At 63.1% G+C, this 17,184-nt stretch carries 16 protein-coding genes; 10 read left to right on the top strand and 6 right to left on the bottom strand.

The genetic code is table 11. From position 1 onward, the window contains the following. Positions 1-60: 60 nt before the first annotated feature. From PVW51_RS17850 to tldD, 4 genes are all read right to left on the bottom strand, one after another. Positions 61-621 (bottom strand): L,D-transpeptidase, encoded by a 561-nt coding sequence (locus tag PVW51_RS17850; protein ID WP_269367553.1) that lies wholly within the window; start codon positions 619-621, stop codon positions 61-63. 96 nt (positions 622-717) lie between these two features. After that, the gene (topA, locus tag PVW51_RS17845) at positions 718-3,309 is read right to left on the bottom strand and encodes a type I DNA topoisomerase (protein ID WP_274576425.1); all 2,592 of its coding nucleotides are present in this window, start codon (positions 3,307-3,309) and stop codon (positions 718-720) included. Positions 3,310-3,615: 306 nt separating this feature from the next. Continuing rightward, positions 3,616-4,788, bottom strand: coding sequence for a DNA-processing protein DprA (gene dprA, locus PVW51_RS17840; RefSeq protein ID WP_274576424.1), 1,173 nt, complete (start codon positions 4,786-4,788; stop codon positions 3,616-3,618). 141 nt (positions 4,789-4,929) lie between these two features. Beyond that, positions 4,930-6,351, bottom strand: a complete 1,422-nt coding sequence (gene tldD / locus PVW51_RS17835) for a metalloprotease TldD (protein ID WP_114272756.1) — start codon at positions 6,349-6,351, stop codon at positions 4,930-4,932. A 180-nt stretch (positions 6,352-6,531) separates the two neighbouring features. Here tldD and coxB point away from each other — a divergent pair, with 180 nt between their 5' ends. The 9 genes from coxB to PVW51_RS17790 all read left to right on the top strand — a co-directional run bounded on the left by coxB (position 6,532) and on the right by PVW51_RS17790 (position 14,097). After that, complete coding sequence (coxB, locus tag PVW51_RS17830; RefSeq protein ID WP_269367556.1) at positions 6,532-7,458, top strand: cytochrome c oxidase subunit II; 927 nt, start codon at positions 6,532-6,534, stop codon at positions 7,456-7,458. 107 nt (positions 7,459-7,565) lie between these two features. Continuing rightward, the gene (cyoE, locus tag PVW51_RS17825; protein WP_274576422.1) at positions 7,566-8,501 is read left to right on the top strand and encodes a heme o synthase; all 936 of its coding nucleotides are present in this window, start codon (positions 7,566-7,568) and stop codon (positions 8,499-8,501) included. Continuing rightward, positions 8,501-8,686 (top strand): cytochrome C oxidase assembly protein, encoded by a 186-nt coding sequence (locus PVW51_RS17820; protein WP_274576421.1) that lies wholly within the window; start codon positions 8,501-8,503, stop codon positions 8,684-8,686. Before cyoE ends, PVW51_RS17820 begins: the two co-directional genes overlap by 1 nt. Beyond that, a complete protein-coding gene (locus PVW51_RS17815; RefSeq protein ID WP_274576419.1) occupies positions 8,686-9,261 on the top strand; it encodes a cytochrome c oxidase assembly protein in 576 nt (191 codons plus the stop codon). The genes PVW51_RS17820 and PVW51_RS17815 overlap by 1 nt, the downstream gene beginning before the upstream one ends. 19 nt (positions 9,262-9,280) lie before the next feature. Further along, positions 9,281-10,093 carry a cytochrome c oxidase subunit 3 gene (locus PVW51_RS17810; RefSeq protein ID WP_269367559.1) on the top strand — a complete coding sequence of 271 codons (813 nt, stop codon included), beginning with the start codon at positions 9,281-9,283 and terminating at the stop codon, positions 10,091-10,093. Between the two features lie 96 nt (positions 10,094-10,189). Continuing rightward, on the top strand, positions 10,190-10,861 hold the full coding sequence (locus tag PVW51_RS17805; RefSeq protein WP_274576417.1) for an SURF1 family protein: 672 nt from the start codon (positions 10,190-10,192) through the stop codon (positions 10,859-10,861). Positions 10,862-10,865: 4 nt separating this feature from the next. Next, positions 10,866-12,254: a threonine synthase gene (gene thrC / locus PVW51_RS17800; RefSeq protein ID WP_274576415.1), complete on the top strand. Its 1,389-nt coding sequence runs from the start codon at positions 10,866-10,868 to the stop codon at positions 12,252-12,254. Continuing rightward, complete coding sequence (locus PVW51_RS17795; RefSeq protein WP_269367562.1) at positions 12,251-13,513, top strand: M16 family metallopeptidase; 1,263 nt, start codon at positions 12,251-12,253, stop codon at positions 13,511-13,513. Before thrC ends, PVW51_RS17795 begins: the two co-directional genes overlap by 4 nt. Then, a complete protein-coding gene (locus tag PVW51_RS17790; RefSeq protein WP_114272698.1) occupies positions 13,513-14,097 on the top strand; it encodes a GNAT family N-acetyltransferase in 585 nt (194 codons plus the stop codon). Before PVW51_RS17795 ends, PVW51_RS17790 begins: the two co-directional genes overlap by 1 nt. A gap of 65 nt (positions 14,098-14,162) precedes the next feature. Here the strand turns inward: PVW51_RS17790 and PVW51_RS17785 are convergent, their stop codons facing one another. Beyond that, a complete protein-coding gene (locus PVW51_RS17785) occupies positions 14,163-14,630 on the bottom strand; it encodes a hypothetical protein (protein WP_269367563.1) in 468 nt (155 codons plus the stop codon). Positions 14,631-14,826: 196 nt separating this feature from the next. Beyond that, positions 14,827-16,167: a serine hydroxymethyltransferase gene (gene glyA / locus PVW51_RS17780; RefSeq protein WP_274576413.1), complete on the bottom strand. Its 1,341-nt coding sequence runs from the start codon at positions 16,165-16,167 to the stop codon at positions 14,827-14,829. A gap of 123 nt (positions 16,168-16,290) precedes the next feature. Here glyA and PVW51_RS17775 point away from each other — a divergent pair, with 123 nt between their 5' ends. After that, positions 16,291-17,118: an MBL fold metallo-hydrolase gene (locus PVW51_RS17775; protein WP_269367565.1), complete on the top strand. Its 828-nt coding sequence runs from the start codon at positions 16,291-16,293 to the stop codon at positions 17,116-17,118. Positions 17,119-17,184: the final 66 nt, after the last annotated feature.

Raw genomic sequence — 17,184 nt, 5'->3', positions numbered from 1 at the left:
CTTGTGACGCCGCGTCGCGGCAAAGTCAATTCATGCAGGGGTTGCGCGCCGACCGGCGGATTACACGATACGCACCTGCGTCCCGATCGGGGCGATCTGGTACAGGGCTTCGATCATGTGGTTGTAAAGCCCGATGCAGCCGTCAGAGCTTTGCCTCCCGATCTTGCGCGTGTCATGGGTGCCGTGGATCAGATAGGCGGGCCAGCTCAGGTACATGGCATGGGTCCCCAGCGGATTGTCCGGGCCGGGGGGCATGTATTTCAGCTCCGGGTCGCGTTCGATCATGCTGGGTGTCGGGGTCCAGTCGGGACCGACGCGCTTGCGCACGATCTTTGTATACCCGCGCTTGGTCAGCTCGTCGCTGCGGGGCACGGAGGTGGGGTAGACATTGTAGGTCTTTCCGTCACCGCTCCAGAAATGCAGCGCGCGGCTGGTGGTGTCGGCAACGATGGCGGCCTTGCCCAGGCTGTCAAAGTGGTCCTGCCAGCGTTGCGAGACAAAGCTGGTCGCATTGCGCCGCACCGGGTTGAGGTCACCGGGGTCTGCCCGCAGGACAGTCGGGGCAAACAATGTAGCCGTTGCCCCGATGATGAAACCGCGCTTGCTCAGATGCTCTGTCATTGGTCTGCCTTTCGCCTCAAGTTTTGCCACTGGTCTGGCAAGCTTCGGGGGCAGGTTCAAATCACAAGTCTTTGATCAGCGGTCATTTTGTCGCAGTCAGGCTTTCTTGACAGCGGGTTTTTTGGGGGCGGTCTTCTTTTTCGCAGCCGGTTTTTTCTTTGCCACGGGTTTTTTCTTGCCGGACTTGGCCGCGCGTTCGTCGATCAGTGTGATCGCCTGCGCCATGGTCAGATCTTCGGGGTCGATCGTGTCGGGAATCGTCGCATTGATCTTTTCCCACTTCACGTAGGGCCCGTATTTGCCCTTCATCACATTGACGGCGCCGCCCGCTTCCGGATGCTCACCCAGCTCGCGCAGCGGTTTCGCGGCCTGTCCGCGTCCGCCCCGGCTGGCGACTTTCTCGGCCAGCAGCTGCACCGCGCGGTTCATGCCGACGGTAAAGACCTCTTCGATGTTTTCCAGGTTGGCATTGGTGCCGCCCCGGTGCGAGGTGCTTTCCGCGTGTTTGAGGTAGGGGCCATAGCGCCCGATGTTGGACCAGACCATCACGCCATCCTCGGGGTGCGGACCAATCTCGCGCGGCAGCGACAGCAGCATCAGCGCGCGTTCAAGCTCCAGCTCCTCCGGCGGCCATTCCTTTGGGATCGACTGGCGCGGCGGCTTCTTGTTCTCTTCCGTCACCTCTCCGCGCTGGACATAAGGCCCGAAGCGGCCCTTGAAAACGCGGATCTCCTCGCCCTGATCTGTGCCCAAAAGCTTGCCGTCGGGGGGGATGGCGCTGGCCTCGGCTTCCGGGTCGGGCGGGCCAAAGGGGCGCGTATAGCGGCACTCAGGATAGTTGGAGCAGCCGATGAACGCCCCGCCGGACCGCGCGGTGCGCATCGAAAGCCGGCCCGCACCGCAATGCGGGCACAGCCGCGGATCGCTGCCGTCTTCGGTGGGCGGGAACAGATGCGGCTCCAGAACCTCGTTGATCTTTTCCAGCACCTCGGTGATGCGCAGCTCGGAGGTTTCCGCAATCGCGGCGGAAAAGTCGCGCCAGAACCGGCCCAGCACATCCTTGTAATTCGCATCGGCCGCAGAGACCTTGTCGAGCTGGTCTTCGAGATCGGCGGTGAAATCATAACCGATGTAGCGGCGGAAGTAGTTTTCCAGAAAGGCGGTGACCAGACGGCCCTTGTCCTCGGGGATCAGGCGCTGGCCCTCGCGGCGCACATATTCACGGTCCTGGATCGTGGTGACGATGCTGGCATAGGTGGAAGGGCGGCCGATGCCCAGTTCTTCCATCCGCTTGACCAGCGTCGCCTCGGTATAGCGCGGCGGGGGCTGGGTGAAATGCTGTTCGGGCGTGACGGCGCGCTTGTCCATCTTGTCGCCTTCGCTGATCTGGGGCAGGCGCTTGTCGTCCTCGTCTACCACGTCATCGCGGCCTTCTTCATAGACGCGCAGAAACCCGTCGAAGAGCACGACCTGACCGGTCGCGCGCAGGCCGACCTGACCGTCCTTGCTGCCGACCTCGACCGTGGTCCGCTCCATCCGGGCGCTGGCCATCTGGCAGGCAAGGGTGCGTTTCCAGATCAGGTCGTAAAGCTTGGCCTGGTCCGATTCAAGCTTGAGCGAGGCCGCATCACGGGTCATGTCCGTGGGCCGGATGCATTCATGTGCTTCCTGCGCGTTCTTCGCCTTGTTCTTGTAGATGCGCGGCTCACCGGGGACATAATCGGCGCCGAATCGTTCCTTGATCGCGTCGCGCGCCATGGTCACGGCCTCGGGCGCCATGTCGATGCCATCGGTCCGCATATAGGTAATGTGCCCCGCTTCATATAGGCGCTGCGCGGTGCTCATGGTCTGGCGCGCGCCCATGCCGAACTTGCGGCTGGCCTCCTGCTGCAGGGTTGAGGTCATGAAAGGGGCGGATGGGTTGCGGGTGGCCGGTTTCGCCTCGACGCTGGTGACGGTGAGGTCGCGGCTGGTGATCGCCTGCACAGCCATTTCGGCCCTGGTGCCATCGGAAAGGTCGAATTTTTCCAGCTTGTCGCCCGCCAGCGTGACGAGCCGGGCCTCGAATTCCTGACCCCGTGGTGTCGCCAGCAGCGCCTTGACGGTCCAGTATTCGCGGGCGCGGAAGGCTTCGATCTCCATCTCGCGCTCGACGATCAGGCGCAGGGTGACCGATTGCACCCGGCCCGCCGATTTCGCGCCGGGCAGCTTGCGCCACAGCACCGGAGAGAGGTTGAACCCCACCAGATAATCCAGCGCGCGACGGGCCAGATAGGCCTCCACCAGCGGCATGTCGACCTGACGCGGGTTTTTCATCGCTTCGGTTACCGCGGCCTTGGTGATCGCGTTGAACACCACGCGGCTGACCGGCGTGTCCTTCTTGATCGACTTGCGGGCGGTCAGCGTCTCTTGCAGGTGCCAGCTGATCGCCTCGCCTTCGCGGTCGGGGTCGGTTGCGAGGATCAGTTCGTTGTCGTTCTTCAGCGCATCGGCGATGGCCTTGACATGTTTCTTGCTGTCGCTGGCGACTTCCCATTTCATGTCGAAATCATGCTCGGTGTCGACAGACCCGTCCTTGGGCGGCAGGTCGCGGACGTGGCCGTAAGAGGCAAGAACGGTGTAATTGTCCCCCAGATACTTGTTGATCGTTTTGGCCTTGGCAGGAGATTCGACAACAACAACTGGCATGAATTCAGTACCTTGATAATAAAAGCGGGCGCGTTCGTGCGTTGTGTCATGTGGGATGGCGGGGTGGATTGTCAATGCGCCTCAGTCCGACGGGCCGATCCCCGAAGGCAGCGGGAGGGGCTGATCGTGGCGGTCAGCATGGCGGCAAAGGCTGCTCTGTCGACGATGCGATGCGCGCGGCAAACTGCGGCCCTGGCCGCTTCGCGCCCCCCTGGTCCGGGGCGGCAAGGCTCAGCGGATGAGGGCCGCCTTTCCCGGCCGCCACCTTGTTTCATCTGCCGCCTTGCGAGGCGGATCGGGCGATGGTCAAACCACTCTGGTCAGCAGGCCGCCGGGTTGCCGCGCGATTTGTCCGTCAAGTTCGAGGTCGACAAGTGCCGGTGCGACCTGCGCCGGTGCGGCTTTCAGATCGCGGATCAACTGGTCTTCGGCAAGGGGCGACGGGCCAAGACGTGACAGGATCTGCTGGTGCAGGCGCGCGGCGTCTTTCAGGCTGTGCCGGGGCGGTGGCGCCGAGGCGGGCGCGCGCAGGCCCGACAGGTTTTCGGCAGTGCCCGGTACCGTGCCATTGAATGGGGTGCTTTCCGACAGGGCATCCAGGACATCCACCGCCGACCGCACCAGCATCGCCCCATCGCGGATCAGCATGTTGCAGCCCGCCGCACGCGCATCCAGCGGATGACCCGGCACCGCCAGCACCTCGCGGCCTTGATCAAGCGCATCGCGCGCGGTGATCAGGCTGCCGGATTTCGCGGCAGCCTCCACCACCACCGTGGCGCGCGACAGGCCCGATATGATGCGATTGCGGCTGGGAAAGTGGCGCGCCATCGGTTGCAGGCCAAAGGGCTGTTCGGAAAGCCGCAACCCGCGGCGGCCAATGTCGCGGGCCAGTTCGGCGTTTTCCGCAGGATAGATCACGTCGACGCCGCCCGCCTGCACGGCGATGGTTCCGCTGTCCAATGCGCCCAGATGTGCGGCGGCATCGACCCCGCGCGCAAGGCCGGAGACCACGACATATCCCGCGGCACCAAGATCATGCGCCAGGGCGCGCGCCATCCTAGTGCCCAGCGATGAAGCATTGCGCGCACCCACCAGGGAAACCATGGGCCGCGACAGCAGTGCGGGATCGCCCAGACACCACAGAAAGGGCGGCGCATCCGCAAGTTCCGCCAGTTGTTCGGGATAGGGGGATTCTCCCAGTGCCAGCAATTGCGCCCCCGCAGCACGGGCGGTTTTCAATTCAGCGAGAATCACGCCCTCGGGGCAGGGGGTATAGCTGGAAACGCCTGCGGCGCGCGCCACCTCCGGCAGCGCGGCCAGCGCGTTCTGCGCAGTGCCGTATTCAGTCAGCAGTCGTTTATACGTCGCTATTCCGACCCGGCGCGAGCGCAACAGACGAAGCCGGGCAAGCTGTTCGTCTTCCGGGGTGGGTGGGAGTGGGGGGTGAGTGGAAGAAGGATGTTGGTCCTTGTCAGTCATCCCGTGTCTCCGTCCGTTGCAGAATCAGGTATAGGACAGCGCGGTTAACAGGGCGTGAATCAACTGCTGCCGTTTTGGCACAAACTGCCTGCCTGACGGCAAGGGTCGGTATACCATGAAGGGCGCAACGGCAACGCCGGTTCAGGTGGCAGAGCCGCCTACCGTCAGCCCGCCGATCATCAGCGTCGGCTGGCCCACGCCCACCGGCACCCATTGGCCCTGCTTGCCGCAATTGCCCATGCCGGGGTCAAGGCTGGGGTCATTGCCGATGGCCCTGATCTGCTTCAGCGCGGTGGCCCCGTCGCCGATCAGCGTCGCCCCCTTGACCGGTGCGCCGACCACGCCGTTCTGAACCCGGTAGGCCTCGGTGCAGGAGAACACGAACTTGCCATTGGTGATATCGACCTGACCGCCACCGAATCCCACCGCATAGATGCCATCGCGCAGGTCCGCCACGATGTCGCCGGGGGCTGCATCGCCGCCCAGCATATAGGTGTTGGTCATGCGCGGCATGGGAATATGCGCAAAGGATTCGCGCCGCCCGTTGCCGGTGCTCTTGACCCCCATCAGCCGCGCATTCTGCCGGTCCTGCATGTAACCCACCAGCCGCCCGTCCTCGATCAGCACGTTCCTGGCCGAGGGCGTGCCCTCGTCATCGACGCTGATCGACCCGCGCCGGTCCGGGATCGTCCCGTCATCCAGCACCGTGACACCGGGGGCGGCGATCTGCTGGCCCATCAGCCCGGCAAAGGCCGACGACCCCTTGCGGTTGAAATCGCCCTCCAGCCCGTGGCCAATGGCCTCGTGCAGCAAGATACCGGGCCAGCCGGGGCCCAGCACCACATCCATCACGCCTGCGGGGGCAGGCACGGCATCAAGGTTGACCACCGCGACGCGCAGCGCCTCGCGCGCCTTGGCCTGCCAGTCTTCGGGGGCCAGCATGCCATCCAGCCCGATCCGCCCGCCGCCGCCTGCCGTGCCGCTTTCGCGGCGGCCGTTCTGTTCGACAATGACCGAGACATTCACCCGCGTCATCGGGCGCACATCCCTGACAGAGGTGCCTTCCGGCCGGAGAATCTCGATTTCCTGCAGCGAGGCCGAAATGCTGGCGCTGACCTGCACCACCCGGCTGTCCAGATCGCGGGCAAAGGCGTCGATCTCGCGCAGAGTCTGGATCTTGACGGGAAAGGCGGCCCCGGCGATCGGATCCTCGTCCGTATAGAGCTTGCGGTTGGTGCCCTCGGGCGCATCGGCCCAGGTGCCGCCGCCGTCTGCCACGGCCAGGCGCGCAGTCTCGCAGGCGCGTTCCAGCGCGGCATGGGAGACTTCGGTGGAATGGGCGTAACCCGCCACCTCGCCGCGCACCGCGCGCAATCCGAACCCTTCGGAGGCATCATAGCTTGCCGTCTTGAGCCGCCCGTCATCGAACATCAGCCCCTCCGACCGGCGCCGTTCAAAGAACAGCTCGCCATCATCGGCACCGGCAACGGCCTCGCGCAGGGTTTTCAGGGCCGCATCGCGGTCCAGCAGGTCGTTGAAGGGGGAAAAGGGGGTGCTGCTCATGAAATTGTCCTGAATTGGTGCCACAAAATGCGCATCGCGTCTGTTTGCCGCAATCGAAGTGGCTTTATCTTGAGGATAGAATATGATTGTAAGCACCCAGATTACAACGGGGCGGGCAGGGATCATCTGCTTCTTCCGGCGAAACCGTAGCCAAACATGGTCACAAGATCAGGACGACTTATGAAAAAACTTCTCTCTCTTAGCGCGCTCTTGGCAGGCCTCGGGGCCATGCCGGTACTGGCCCAGGACAATCTGCGCATTGATGGGCTTGAGGTCATCGGTACGCCCGTGGACGGCAAAATGGGCTTTCAGCCTGCCGTGACTCGGCTGGCACAGGATATTCATGATCTCGACTGGCTGATCCTTGTCATCATCACCCTGATCACCCTTTTCGTGACCGGTCTGATCATCTGGGTGATCCTGCGCTACGGCAAGAAGCGGAATCCGAACCCGTCGTCCTTTACCCACAATACACCCATCGAAATCGCCTGGACGGTTGGTCCGATCGTGATTCTGGTGCTGATCGGCGCCTATTCGCTGCCGATCCTGTTCCGCCAGCAGGAAATTCCCGAAGCCGACATCACCATCAAGGCGACCGGCAACCAGTGGTACTGGTCCTATGAATACGTGGACGAAGGTTTCGGCTTTGACAGCTACATGATCGGCGCGCCCGCCACCCTGACCGCCGAGGACGAAGCCGCAGGTGCCATCGCCAACACCCTGGACGATGTCATGGTGGCCAAGCTTGAAGCCGCCGGTTATTCGCGTGACGAATGGCTGCTGGCGACAGATACCGCTGTTGTCGTGCCGGTGGGCAAGACCATCGTGATGCAGGTCACCGGCTCTGACGTGATCCATGCCTGGACCGTTCCGGCCTTTGGCGTGAAGCAGGATGCGGTGCCGGGCCGTCTGGCCGAACTGTGGTTCAGCGCGGAGCGTGAAGGTGTCTATTTCGGCCAGTGTTCCGAACTTTGCGGCCAGGCCCATGCCTATATGCCGATCACTGTCAAAGTGGTGTCCGAAGCCGCCTATGCCGACTGGCTGGGCAAGGCCAAGGAGGAATACGCCGGTATTCCCCAGACGCTGACAGTCGCTTCGGCTGACTGATCCTCGCGGCGCGGTGTCCGTCACCGCGCCCGACCTGCAGGCCCCAAGCGGCCTGCAGTGATTGTATGGTGGATGCTGTCCACCCTGTTGCCAGCTAAAGGTGTCCCATGACCGACGTCAGCCAAACGCCAGCCTTGGAAAACGAAGCGGAACTGGGTGATTACTTTGCCCTGTTGAAGCCGCGCGTGATGCAACTGGTGGTCTTCACGGCCCTGGTCGGCATGCTGGCCGCTCCGGTGTCGGTGCATCCGGTGATCGGTTTCGCCTCCATCCTCTTTGTGGCCATTGGCGCGGGGGCCTCGGGTGCGCTGAACATGTGGTGGGACGCGGACATCGACGCGGTGATGCGCCGCACGGCCAAGCGGCCCATTCCGGCAGGCAAGGTGCAACCGGGCGAGGCGCTGGCGCTGGGCGTGGGGCTTTCGTTCCTCTCTGTCATGATGCTGGGCCTCTCCGCGAATCTTCTGGCAGCCGGCATGCTGCTGTTCACCATCTTTTTCTATGCCGTCGTCTATTCCATGTGGCTCAAGCGCGCGACACCGCAGAACATCGTGATCGGCGGCGCGGCGGGGGCCTTTCCGCCGGTGATCGGCTGGATCATCGCAACCGGCAGTTTCTCGGTCGAGGCCTGGCTGATGTTCGCGCTGATCTTCATGTGGACGCCGCCGCATTTCTGGGCGCTGGCGCTGTTCATGCGGTCCGATTATGACGATGCGAATGTGCCGATGCTGACCGTGACCCACGGCCGCCCGGCCACACGCCGTCACATCATGGCCTATACCGTGCTGCTTGCGCTGCTGGCTGTCGGCACCGGCTTTACCGCCATCGGCGGCTATATCTATCTGACCGTATCGGTGGTGCTGAACCTGCTGTTCCTGATCGGCGCATGGCGCATCTGGCAGCGGGACGAGGCAGCGGCCGAAGCGGACAATTATATGGTGGAGCGCAAGTTCTTCCGTCTGTCACTGTATTACCTGTTCCTGCACTTCGGCGCGATCCTGGTCGAGGCGACGCTGCGGACCTGGGGCATGGGAGGCTGGTAATGACCATTCGCGCAGAGCATGAGATTCACACCAGACGCAAGGGGCGCAACGTCGGCGTCGGCCTGATGCTGGGCGGCTTCGTGGTGCTGGTCATGGTGCTGACCTTTGTCAAGATTACCCAGACCGATTTCACCCGCGCGCCGGGAACAGCCAATCCGCCCGCCGCCGTTGGGGGGCAGGACTGATGGCAGTTACCGGTCCGCAGAAGACAGTTCTTCAAACCGTTTCTGTTGTGGTCCTCATGGGCGGGCTGGCCTGGGCCTCCGTGCCTTTCTATGACTGGTTCTGCCGGGTCACCGGCTTTGGCGGCGTGCCGCAGGTCGTGGGCGGCGGCGGCGACAACATCCTCGACCAGACCATCAAGGTCCGCTTCGACGGCAACCTCAACAGCGGCATGCCCTGGAGCTTCAAGCCGGTGGAGCGCGAGATGGAAGTGCGCATCGGCGAGACCGCCCTTGCCTTCTACGAGGCGCATAATCCCACGGATCGGCCCATCGCCGGGCAGGCCAGCTATAACGTGACGCCCTATTCCGCGGGGGCGTTCTTCGACAAGATCGACTGTTTCTGCTTTACCGAACAGGTTCTCGCCCCCGGTGAGACCGTGCAGATGCCGGTCAGCTTCTATGTCGATCCTGAAATCGTCAATGACAGGGATGGCAAGTATGTACACACCATCACCCTGTCATATACATTCTACGAAATTGATCTGCCCGAGGGCTATGCCGCCCTTGATGCAGAGACAGCAACAGACCTGAATTAATCAAGAGGGACCCCGGCACATGGCCCATGCTAAGAACCACGACTACCATATTCTCGCCCCGTCCAGCTGGCCGCTTATCGGCGCGATCAGCGGCTTTGCCATGCTGTTCGGCGCTGTCCTGTGGATGCATGACGTGACACCGTTCCTGTTCTGGGGCGGCTTTGTGGGCGTGCTTTACGTGATGTTCGCCTGGTGGAAGGACGTCGTCGCAGAAAGCCACATCGGCGATCATACTCCGGTCGTGCGCATCGGCCTGCGCTATGGCTTCATCCTGTTCATCATGTCCGAGGTGATGTTCTTTGTCGCCTGGTTCTGGACCTTCTTCAAACAGGCCCTCTACCCGATGAACGAATATGTGGGCTCGGAATACGTGCCGCCGGTCTTCGACCCGGTGAACGCCTTCCACCTGCCGCTGATCAACACGCTGATCCTGCTGCTGTCGGGCTGCGCCGTGACATGGGCGCACCATGCGCTGGTGCATGAAAACAACCGCAAGGACCTGGTCAGCGGGCTGGCAATCTCCATCGTGCTGGGCATCGCCTTTACCGCGCTGCAGGCCTATGAATACGGCGAGCTGCTTTTGCATCACGAATGGACCTTTGGCGGCGACGCGTTCTTTTCCGCCTTCTTCATGGCCACCGGTTTCCACGGCGCACATGTGATCATCGGCACCGTGTTCCTGACGGTATGCCTGATCCGCGCCATGCGGGGTGATTTCACACCCGAGAAGCACGTCGGTTTCGAGGCCGCTGCCTGGTACTGGCACTTCGTGGACGTCGTCTGGCTGTTCCTGTTCTTTGCGGTCTACATCTGGGGCGTGCCCGCGGGCTGATCCTTCGCGCGGGGTTGCATCCGCCGCCCCGTCGCCTAAAACCCCAAAGCGCGCGATCCGCTTCGCGCGCTTTTTCGTTGCAACACGGACCCCTGCATGAGCCGCGCGCTTTTTGTCATCCTCATCGGTCTCGGCGGTGCCGCCATCCTGATCAGCCTCGGCGTCTGGCAGGTGCAGCGCCTGACCTGGAAACAGGGCATCCTGGCCGAGATCAATGGCAGGATCGAGGCACCCGCCGTCCCCCTGCCGGAGCAGCCCGACCCAAGAGAGGCGGCCTATCTGCCCGTCAAGGTTACCGGAAGCTTTGAAGGGCAGACCCTGCGTGTACTTGTCTCGCAGAAAGATCAGGGCGCGGGTTACCGTTTGATCACCGCGTTGAACACCGGAGATCGCCGGGTGCTGGTGGATCGGGGCTACATCCCCAATGAGGCGGCTGCACCCCCGCTGCCGGACGGGCCGGTGACAATCACCGGCAACCTGCAGTGGCCGCAGGAGACCGACAGTTTCACACCCGCCCCGGACATTGACGGCAACATCTGGTTCGCCCGCGATGTTACCGCCATGTCACAGCTCTTGCAAAGCGAACCGGTGCTGGTGGTTGCGCGCGCCCTGTCGTATGACGCGGCACCGGTGTCGCCCTTGCCCGTGGACACGTCGCGTATCCCGAACGATCATCTGCAATATGCCATTACATGGTTTTCGCTGGCGGCAATCTGGGCCGCCATGTCCCTCTATTTCCTGCGCCGCCGTGCCAAAACCGAAAGCTGAACCCATGCGCTATATCTCCACACGGGGCCAGGCCCCCGCGCTGACCTTTGAAGAGGCGATGCTGACCGGGCTGGCGCGCGACGGCGGGCTCTATGTGCCGGAGGTGATTCCGACCCTGACCTCCGACCAGATCGCGGCGCTGCACGGCAAGAGCTATGAGGAAACCGCCTTTGCCGTCATGCGCCCCTTTATCGGGGATACCTTCAGCGACGACGCCTTCCGCGCCATCATCGATCGTGCCTATGCCGGGTTCAGCCATGGCGCCCGCGCGCCGCTGGTGCAACTGGCCCCCGGCCATTTCCTGCTGGAGCTGTTTCACGGCCCGACGCTGGCGTTCAAGGATTTCGCCATGCAGATGATCGGCCAGATGTTCCAGGCGGCGCTTGCCCGCCGGGGCGACCGGGTGACCATCGTCGGCGCGACCTCGGGCGATACCGGATCGGCGGCGATCGAGGCGTTCCGGGGGTTGAGCAACGTGGATGTCTTCATCCTCTACCCGCATGGCCGGGTCAGCGACGTGCAGCGCCGCCAGATGACCACGCCGTCGGAATCCAACGTGCATGCGCTGGCCGTCGATGGCGATTTCGACGATTGTCAGGCCCGGCTGAAGGATATGTTCAATGATTTCGAGTTCCGCGACAGTGTAAAGCTGGCAGGCGTCAATTCGATCAACTGGGGCCGGGTGCTGGCACAGGTGGTCTATTACTTCTCTGCCGCGGTCAGCCTCGGCGCGCCTGAGCGCGAAATCAGCTTTACCGTGCCCACAGGCAATTTCGGTGACATCTTCGCAGGCTATATCGCCAAGCGGATGGGCCTGCCGATCCGCGACCTGGTTGTGGCCACCAACCAGAACGACATCCTGGACCGCTGCCTGAAGGGGCAGGGGTATCACAAATCCACTGTACATCCCTCGATCAGCCCTTCGATGGACATTCAGGTCTCCTCGAACTTCGAACGCGCGCTGTTTGATGCCTACGGGCGCGACGGCAACGCGGTGGGACAACTGATGGCCGAGCTGGCGCAGGGCGGTTTCGACGTGAGCCAGGGCGCGATGCAGGCCCTGCAGGCCATTTACCGTTCGGGCCGCGCCTCGGAAGAGGAGACATCCGCCACCATCGCAAGCGCCCGTGAAACCATGGGCGAACTGCTCTGCCCGCATTCCGCCGTGGGGGTCAAGGTCGCCGAGGAACATCGTGACGCGACCACCCCAATGGTCACACTGGCCACGGCACATCCGGCAAAATTCCCCGATGCGGTCGAGGCTGCCACCGGATTGCGCCCTGACCTGCCGCCGCATATGGCGGACCTTTTTGACCGGCCGGAGCGTTTCACACGCATCGACAACGATCTCGGTGCCCTGAAAAAACATATCAAGGAAAATCTTTCCGCATGAGCCTGAACCAGACCCGCCTGCCCAATGGCTTTCGCATCGTGACCGAACATATGCCGGGGCTCGCCTCGGCCTCCGTCGGGGTGTGGGTGACTGCGGGCGGACGCCACGAGACGCCGCAGCAGAACGGCATCGCACATTTCCTTGAACATATGGCGTTCAAGGGGACGGCCAGACGCAGCTCGCTCCAGATCGCCGAGGCGATCGAGGATGTGGGCGGCTATATCAACGCCTATACCTCGCGCGAGGTGACGGCCTATTACGTGCGGGTGCTGGAAAACGACGTGGCGCTGGGGCTGGACGTGATTGCCGACATCCTGCGCAACCCGGTGCTGGACCCCAGGGAGATCGAGGTCGAGCGCGGCGTGATCCTGCAGGAAATCGGACAGGCGCTGGATACCCCCGATGACGTGATTTTCGACTGGTTGCAGGAAGAAGCCTATCCTGATCAGCCGCTGGGACGCACCATTCTTGGGCCGACCGAACGGGTGTCGAATTTCAACCGCCAGGACCTGCAGGGTTTCATTGCCGATCACTATGGCCCCGACCAGATGATCCTTGCCGCCGCCGGTGCCGTGAACCACGACGAGATCGTGAAGCTGGCAGAGACCCTGTTTGGCGACATGCAGGCCAAGCCGATGTTCCAGATGCAGAACGCGACCTTCCGGGGCGGCGAGACCCGGCAGATCAAGGCGCTGGAGCAGGCCCATTTCGCGCTGGGTTTCGAATCTCCCGGCTACCGTGCCGACGATATCTACGTGGCGCAGATCTATGCCTCCGCGCTGGGCGGCGGCATGTCGAGCCGCCTGTTCCAGGAGGTCCGCGAGAACCGCGGGTTGTGCTATACGATCTTTGCCCAGGCCGGGGCCTATGCCGACACCGGCATGACCACGATCTATGCGGGCACATCTGCAGCGCAGCTGCCGGAACTGGCCGAGATCACCATTGACGAAATGAAACGTGCCGCCAGTGACATGTCGCCGGCCGAGGTCGCCCGCGCCCGCGCACAGATGAAAGCGGGCCTGCTGATGGGGCTGGAAAGCCCCTCCAACAGGGCCGAACGGCTGGCGCGGCTGATCCAGATCTGGGATCGCATCCCGCCCCTGTCCGAGACCATCGAGAAAATCGATGCCGTGACCACCGGTGATGTGCGCGACCTGGCGCAACATATGGCAGAGATTTCGCCGGCGGCATTGGCGCTCTACGGCCCGGTGGAGAACGCGCCGACGCTGGATGCGTTACAGGCCCGACGCGCTGCCTGATGCTGTTGGTCAAACGGAAAATACGCATCGAAACAGAGAGGCTGACCCTGCGTCCGCCGCAACATGCCGATTTCCGCGACTGGACCAGCCTGAGGATCAGAAGCCGCGATTACCTGACCAAATGGGAACCGGCCTGGGCCGAAGACCACCTGACGCGCAAGGCCTTTACCAACCGGGTCTACTGGGCGCAGCGGTCGGTGAACTCCGGCACCGCCATGCCGCTGTTCCTGATCCGGCGCGAGGATCGAACCCTGGTGGGGGCGATCACGCTGGACAACGTGCGCCGGGGCCCCGCGCAATCGGCCACGCTGGGCTATTGGACCGGCGAAACCTTTGCCAGGCATGGCTATATGCGCGAGGCGATCGAGGCGATGGTGCATCACGCCTTTACCCGCATGGACCTGAGCCGGATCGAGGCGGCCTGCCTGCCCGAAAACGGCCCCTCGCGCGGGTTGCTGGAAAAGACCGGTTTCAAATACGAGGGCGTCGCGCAGAGCTATCTGCAAATCGACGGGCGCTGGCGGACCCATGTGCTCTATGCCGCGCTGCGCGGTGACCGGCGGGGCAAATCGGAAGCGGGATAGGGCTGGGACCGCGCGGAGCCGATACCTCAATGTCACCGGCCCGGTGCAAGCCGCCCCCGCGCGTTCTAATGCACAGTTGCCGTCCGCGCCTGCGCCTCTACCGACAACAGGGCGTTGCTGAGGGTTTCGGCCTGGGTGATTGCATAAAGACTGTAGGCAACGCGCCAGTCCGGGCCATCCCGGCGTTCCAGCCACGAATAGGTCTGGTAGGGGGGCTGTAGCAGTTCCTCGCCCCGATAGATGCGCGCCTCATGCAGGGATTCGACCAGGTTCTTGCTTTTGAACTTGGCCTCCACGCAATGCCGGACCACCCGGGTCACGCCGCGTTCGCGGTAGTTGGCGCGCACGGCGCGGAAGATCTGGTGCAGTGTTTCCCTGTCGGTCACAAAACGGCGCCCCTCGATGGTTTCGAGATGCTGGGGCAGGATGAAACAGGGCGCAAATGCGTCGAAGTCGCCGCACATCAATGCGACGCCGGTGCGGCGCAGAAGATATTCGGCTATGTCACTTGCCTTTTCGAACTCGGTGGACACGGGGGCAATCCCTCCTTGGACATTGGCGAAACTGGTACCAAACGCACAACCGCCGTCCCCTGGGTCGCGCGCGAACAATTACGTCGGGGTGATCATACACGGAATTCCCCGAACGCGATGACGAAACAATCACACAACAATGGCGATTCTATGGAAACAAACGGGTTTCGCCCGGATTTTTCGCGGCATGCCCTGCTTAGGCAGAATTTTGCCCTCCCGCATTGCCGCCCACGAAATGCAGCCTGTCAAAGGTTGCCCGAAACGCGCGGACCTCCTCTGCCATGCCGGCGGGGTCGTTTGACCGCAGCGCACGGGCAATCATGGCGGCGAGCGGCTTGGCATCCGCCACACCCACACCCCAGCGCACCAATTCAGGCGTGCCGATGCGCAGGCCGTTCATGTCGCCCGGCACCTCCGCGATCGGCAGGCCGATGCCACAGGCCAGAAACCCGGCCTTGCGCAGCGTCTTTGACGCGGTCTGGCCGCCGCCGAAAGCCTCGGCCTCGACCGCGAACTGATGCGACCGGGTAAAGCCGCGCGCCTTGCCGAACACCGTCAGCCCTTCGGCGTCCAGGGCTTCGGCCAGCGCCTGCGCCACCGCAATCATTTCAGCGGCATAGGCGGCCCCGTAATCCACCCAGTCCAGAAGGGTCAGGGCCAGAGCCGCCGATTTGGCCGCATCGAAATTCGCGGTCATGCCGGGAAAGGCGATGGCGTCCAGCCTTTCGGCAATGGCCGCATCATCGGTCACGATCAATCCGCCAGCCGGTCCGCCAAGGCTCTTGTAGGTGCTCATCGTCATCAGATGCGCACCCTCTTTCAGGGGATTGCGCCAGGCGCGCCCGGCGATGATCCCGCATTGATGCGCCGCATCGAACAGCACTTTCGCGCCGACCTCATCTGCGATGGCCCGCACCTGCGCCACGGGATGTTCGAAAAGGTTCAGCGAGGCCCCGACCGTGATCAGCTTGGGGCGGACCTCATGGGCCAGCCTGCGCAGCTGGTCGATGTCCAGCGAATAGCCGTCTGCATCAACCGGTGCGGGCACGGTCCTGAGCCCGTAGAGCCCGGCGCAACCGGCCGCATGATGCGTCACATGCCCCCCGACAGAGGCAGGCGGCGCAATGATCGTATCCCCCGGCTGACAGAGCGCCATGAAGCCGTAAAGGTTTCCCAGAGCACCGGAAGGCACGCGGATTTCGGCATAGGCCGCGTCAAAAACCTCTGCGGCAAGTTCGGCGGCAATGACTTCGATCTCTTCGATGGCCTCAAGACCCATTTCGTACTTGTCGCCGGGATACCCAAGCGAGGGCCGGGTGCCGATGCCACTGGCAAGTGCCGCTTCGGCGCGGGGTGACATGACGTTGGTGGCAGGGTTCAGGTTGAAACAGGCGCGTTCATGAATTTCCCGGTTCTGCGCGATCAGCGCGTCAATCCGCGTTGCGGTCTGGCCGGTATCGGCGGCAGCGGTCCGGGTGGCAACCCGCTGGACAAGGGCTTCGCTGGCGGCAGGCACCCAGTTTCTTTTGGCAAGCATCTCAGGTCTTTCTGCTGTTTTTCGGGCAGCATGCATCGCCGCAGCGGGATTTGGCAAACCGCATTGTTCAAACCGCTCGAAATATCGAATTCGCGTGTTAGTTTGATCGGCAGGGGGTCTGCCATGTTGCCTCGATGTTTCACCTTGATCCTTGCCGCGCTGGTGCTGCCCGTCGCCGTCTCGGCGCAGGACCGCACGCCAAGCCATTGCATTGCCCTGGCGGATGCCACGCCGGGCATTGCGCATGTGATCCCCGCCAACCTGCCCGATGTGGCGCCCGAAACGGTGCACCTGCATTACATCGCCCATGCCTCCTTTCTGATCCGCAGCCACGGCGGGCTGAACATGGTGACGGATTACACCGGCTTTACCGGGACACTGCCGCTGATCCCGGATGTTGTGACGATGAACCACGCCCACGACAGCCACTGGACCCCCTTTCCCGACCCGGCGATTCCCCATGCGCTGCCGGGCTGGGGCCCGTTCGGAGAAGGCATCGACCACGAGGTCGACCTGGGCGAAGTGCTGATCCGCAACGTATCCACTGACATCCGCTCGCAGTTTTCCGAGGTGGAGCCGGAGGGCAATTCGATCTTCGTCTTCGAGATGGCAGGCCTGTGCATCGGCCACCTGGGCCATCTGCACCACGAACCGACCGAGGCGCAATATGCCGCGCTGGGCCGGATCGACGTGCTGATGGCCCCGGTCGATGGCGGGTACACCCTGCCGCTGCCGGTGATGATGCAGGTGATCCGGCGGCTCAAATCTTCCATCGTGATCCCGATGCACTGGTTTTCAGGCCATGCACTGGATGCCTTCCTGACCGGGATGTCGGATGAATTCCAGGTGGTGGAACTGGAAAGCGCCAACCTCAGCGTCTCACTCGACCGGCTGCCGTCGCGGCCCACGATCATGGTGCTGAACCCCTCCTATATCAACGTCGCGCGATAAAGCGTTTCCGGTTTTCGTTGAAACGAAGCATCGCCGATGTCCCGGGAGCGCCGAAGGCGTGGCAGG

It is taken from the genome of Sulfitobacter sp. PR48 (assembly GCF_028807335.1).
In the GTDB taxonomy this organism is placed as follows: domain Bacteria; phylum Pseudomonadota; class Alphaproteobacteria; order Rhodobacterales; family Rhodobacteraceae; genus Sulfitobacter.
Note: the sequence above shows the minus strand (reverse complement) of the source record. Positions and strands in the feature narration are given on the sequence as shown.

Excerpts from the sequence above, each read along its gene's own strand:
- PVW51_RS17790 (WP_114272698.1), top strand. The coding sequence starts at position 13,513 with ATGCTGTTGGTCAAACGGAAAATACGCATCGAAACAGAGAGGCTGACC.
- coxB (WP_269367556.1), top strand. The coding sequence starts at position 6,532 with ATGAAAAAACTTCTCTCTCTTAGCGCGCTCTTGGCAGGCCTCGGGGCC.
- PVW51_RS17795 (WP_269367562.1), top strand. The coding sequence starts at position 12,251 with ATGAGCCTGAACCAGACCCGCCTGCCCAATGGCTTTCGCATCGTGACC.
- PVW51_RS17805 (WP_274576417.1), top strand. The coding sequence starts at position 10,190 with ATGAGCCGCGCGCTTTTTGTCATCCTCATCGGTCTCGGCGGTGCCGCC.
- topA (WP_274576425.1), bottom strand. The coding sequence starts at position 3,309 with ATGCCAGTTGTTGTTGTCGAATCTCCTGCCAAGGCCAAAACGATCAAC.
- PVW51_RS17820 (WP_274576421.1), top strand. The coding sequence starts at position 8,501 with ATGACCATTCGCGCAGAGCATGAGATTCACACCAGACGCAAGGGGCGC.
- PVW51_RS17775 (WP_269367565.1), top strand. The coding sequence starts at position 16,291 with ATGTTGCCTCGATGTTTCACCTTGATCCTTGCCGCGCTGGTGCTGCCC.
- cyoE (WP_274576422.1), top strand. The coding sequence starts at position 7,566 with ATGACCGACGTCAGCCAAACGCCAGCCTTGGAAAACGAAGCGGAACTG.
- PVW51_RS17815 (WP_274576419.1), top strand. The coding sequence starts at position 8,686 with ATGGCAGTTACCGGTCCGCAGAAGACAGTTCTTCAAACCGTTTCTGTT.
- glyA (WP_274576413.1), bottom strand. The coding sequence starts at position 16,167 with ATGCTTGCCAAAAGAAACTGGGTGCCTGCCGCCAGCGAAGCCCTTGTC.
- PVW51_RS17850 (WP_269367553.1), bottom strand. The coding sequence starts at position 621 with ATGACAGAGCATCTGAGCAAGCGCGGTTTCATCATCGGGGCAACGGCT.
- tldD (WP_114272756.1), bottom strand. The coding sequence starts at position 6,351 with ATGAGCAGCACCCCCTTTTCCCCCTTCAACGACCTGCTGGACCGCGAT.
- thrC (WP_274576415.1), top strand. The coding sequence starts at position 10,866 with ATGCGCTATATCTCCACACGGGGCCAGGCCCCCGCGCTGACCTTTGAA.
- PVW51_RS17810 (WP_269367559.1), top strand. The coding sequence starts at position 9,281 with ATGGCCCATGCTAAGAACCACGACTACCATATTCTCGCCCCGTCCAGC.
- dprA (WP_274576424.1), bottom strand. The coding sequence starts at position 4,788 with ATGACTGACAAGGACCAACATCCTTCTTCCACTCACCCCCCACTCCCA.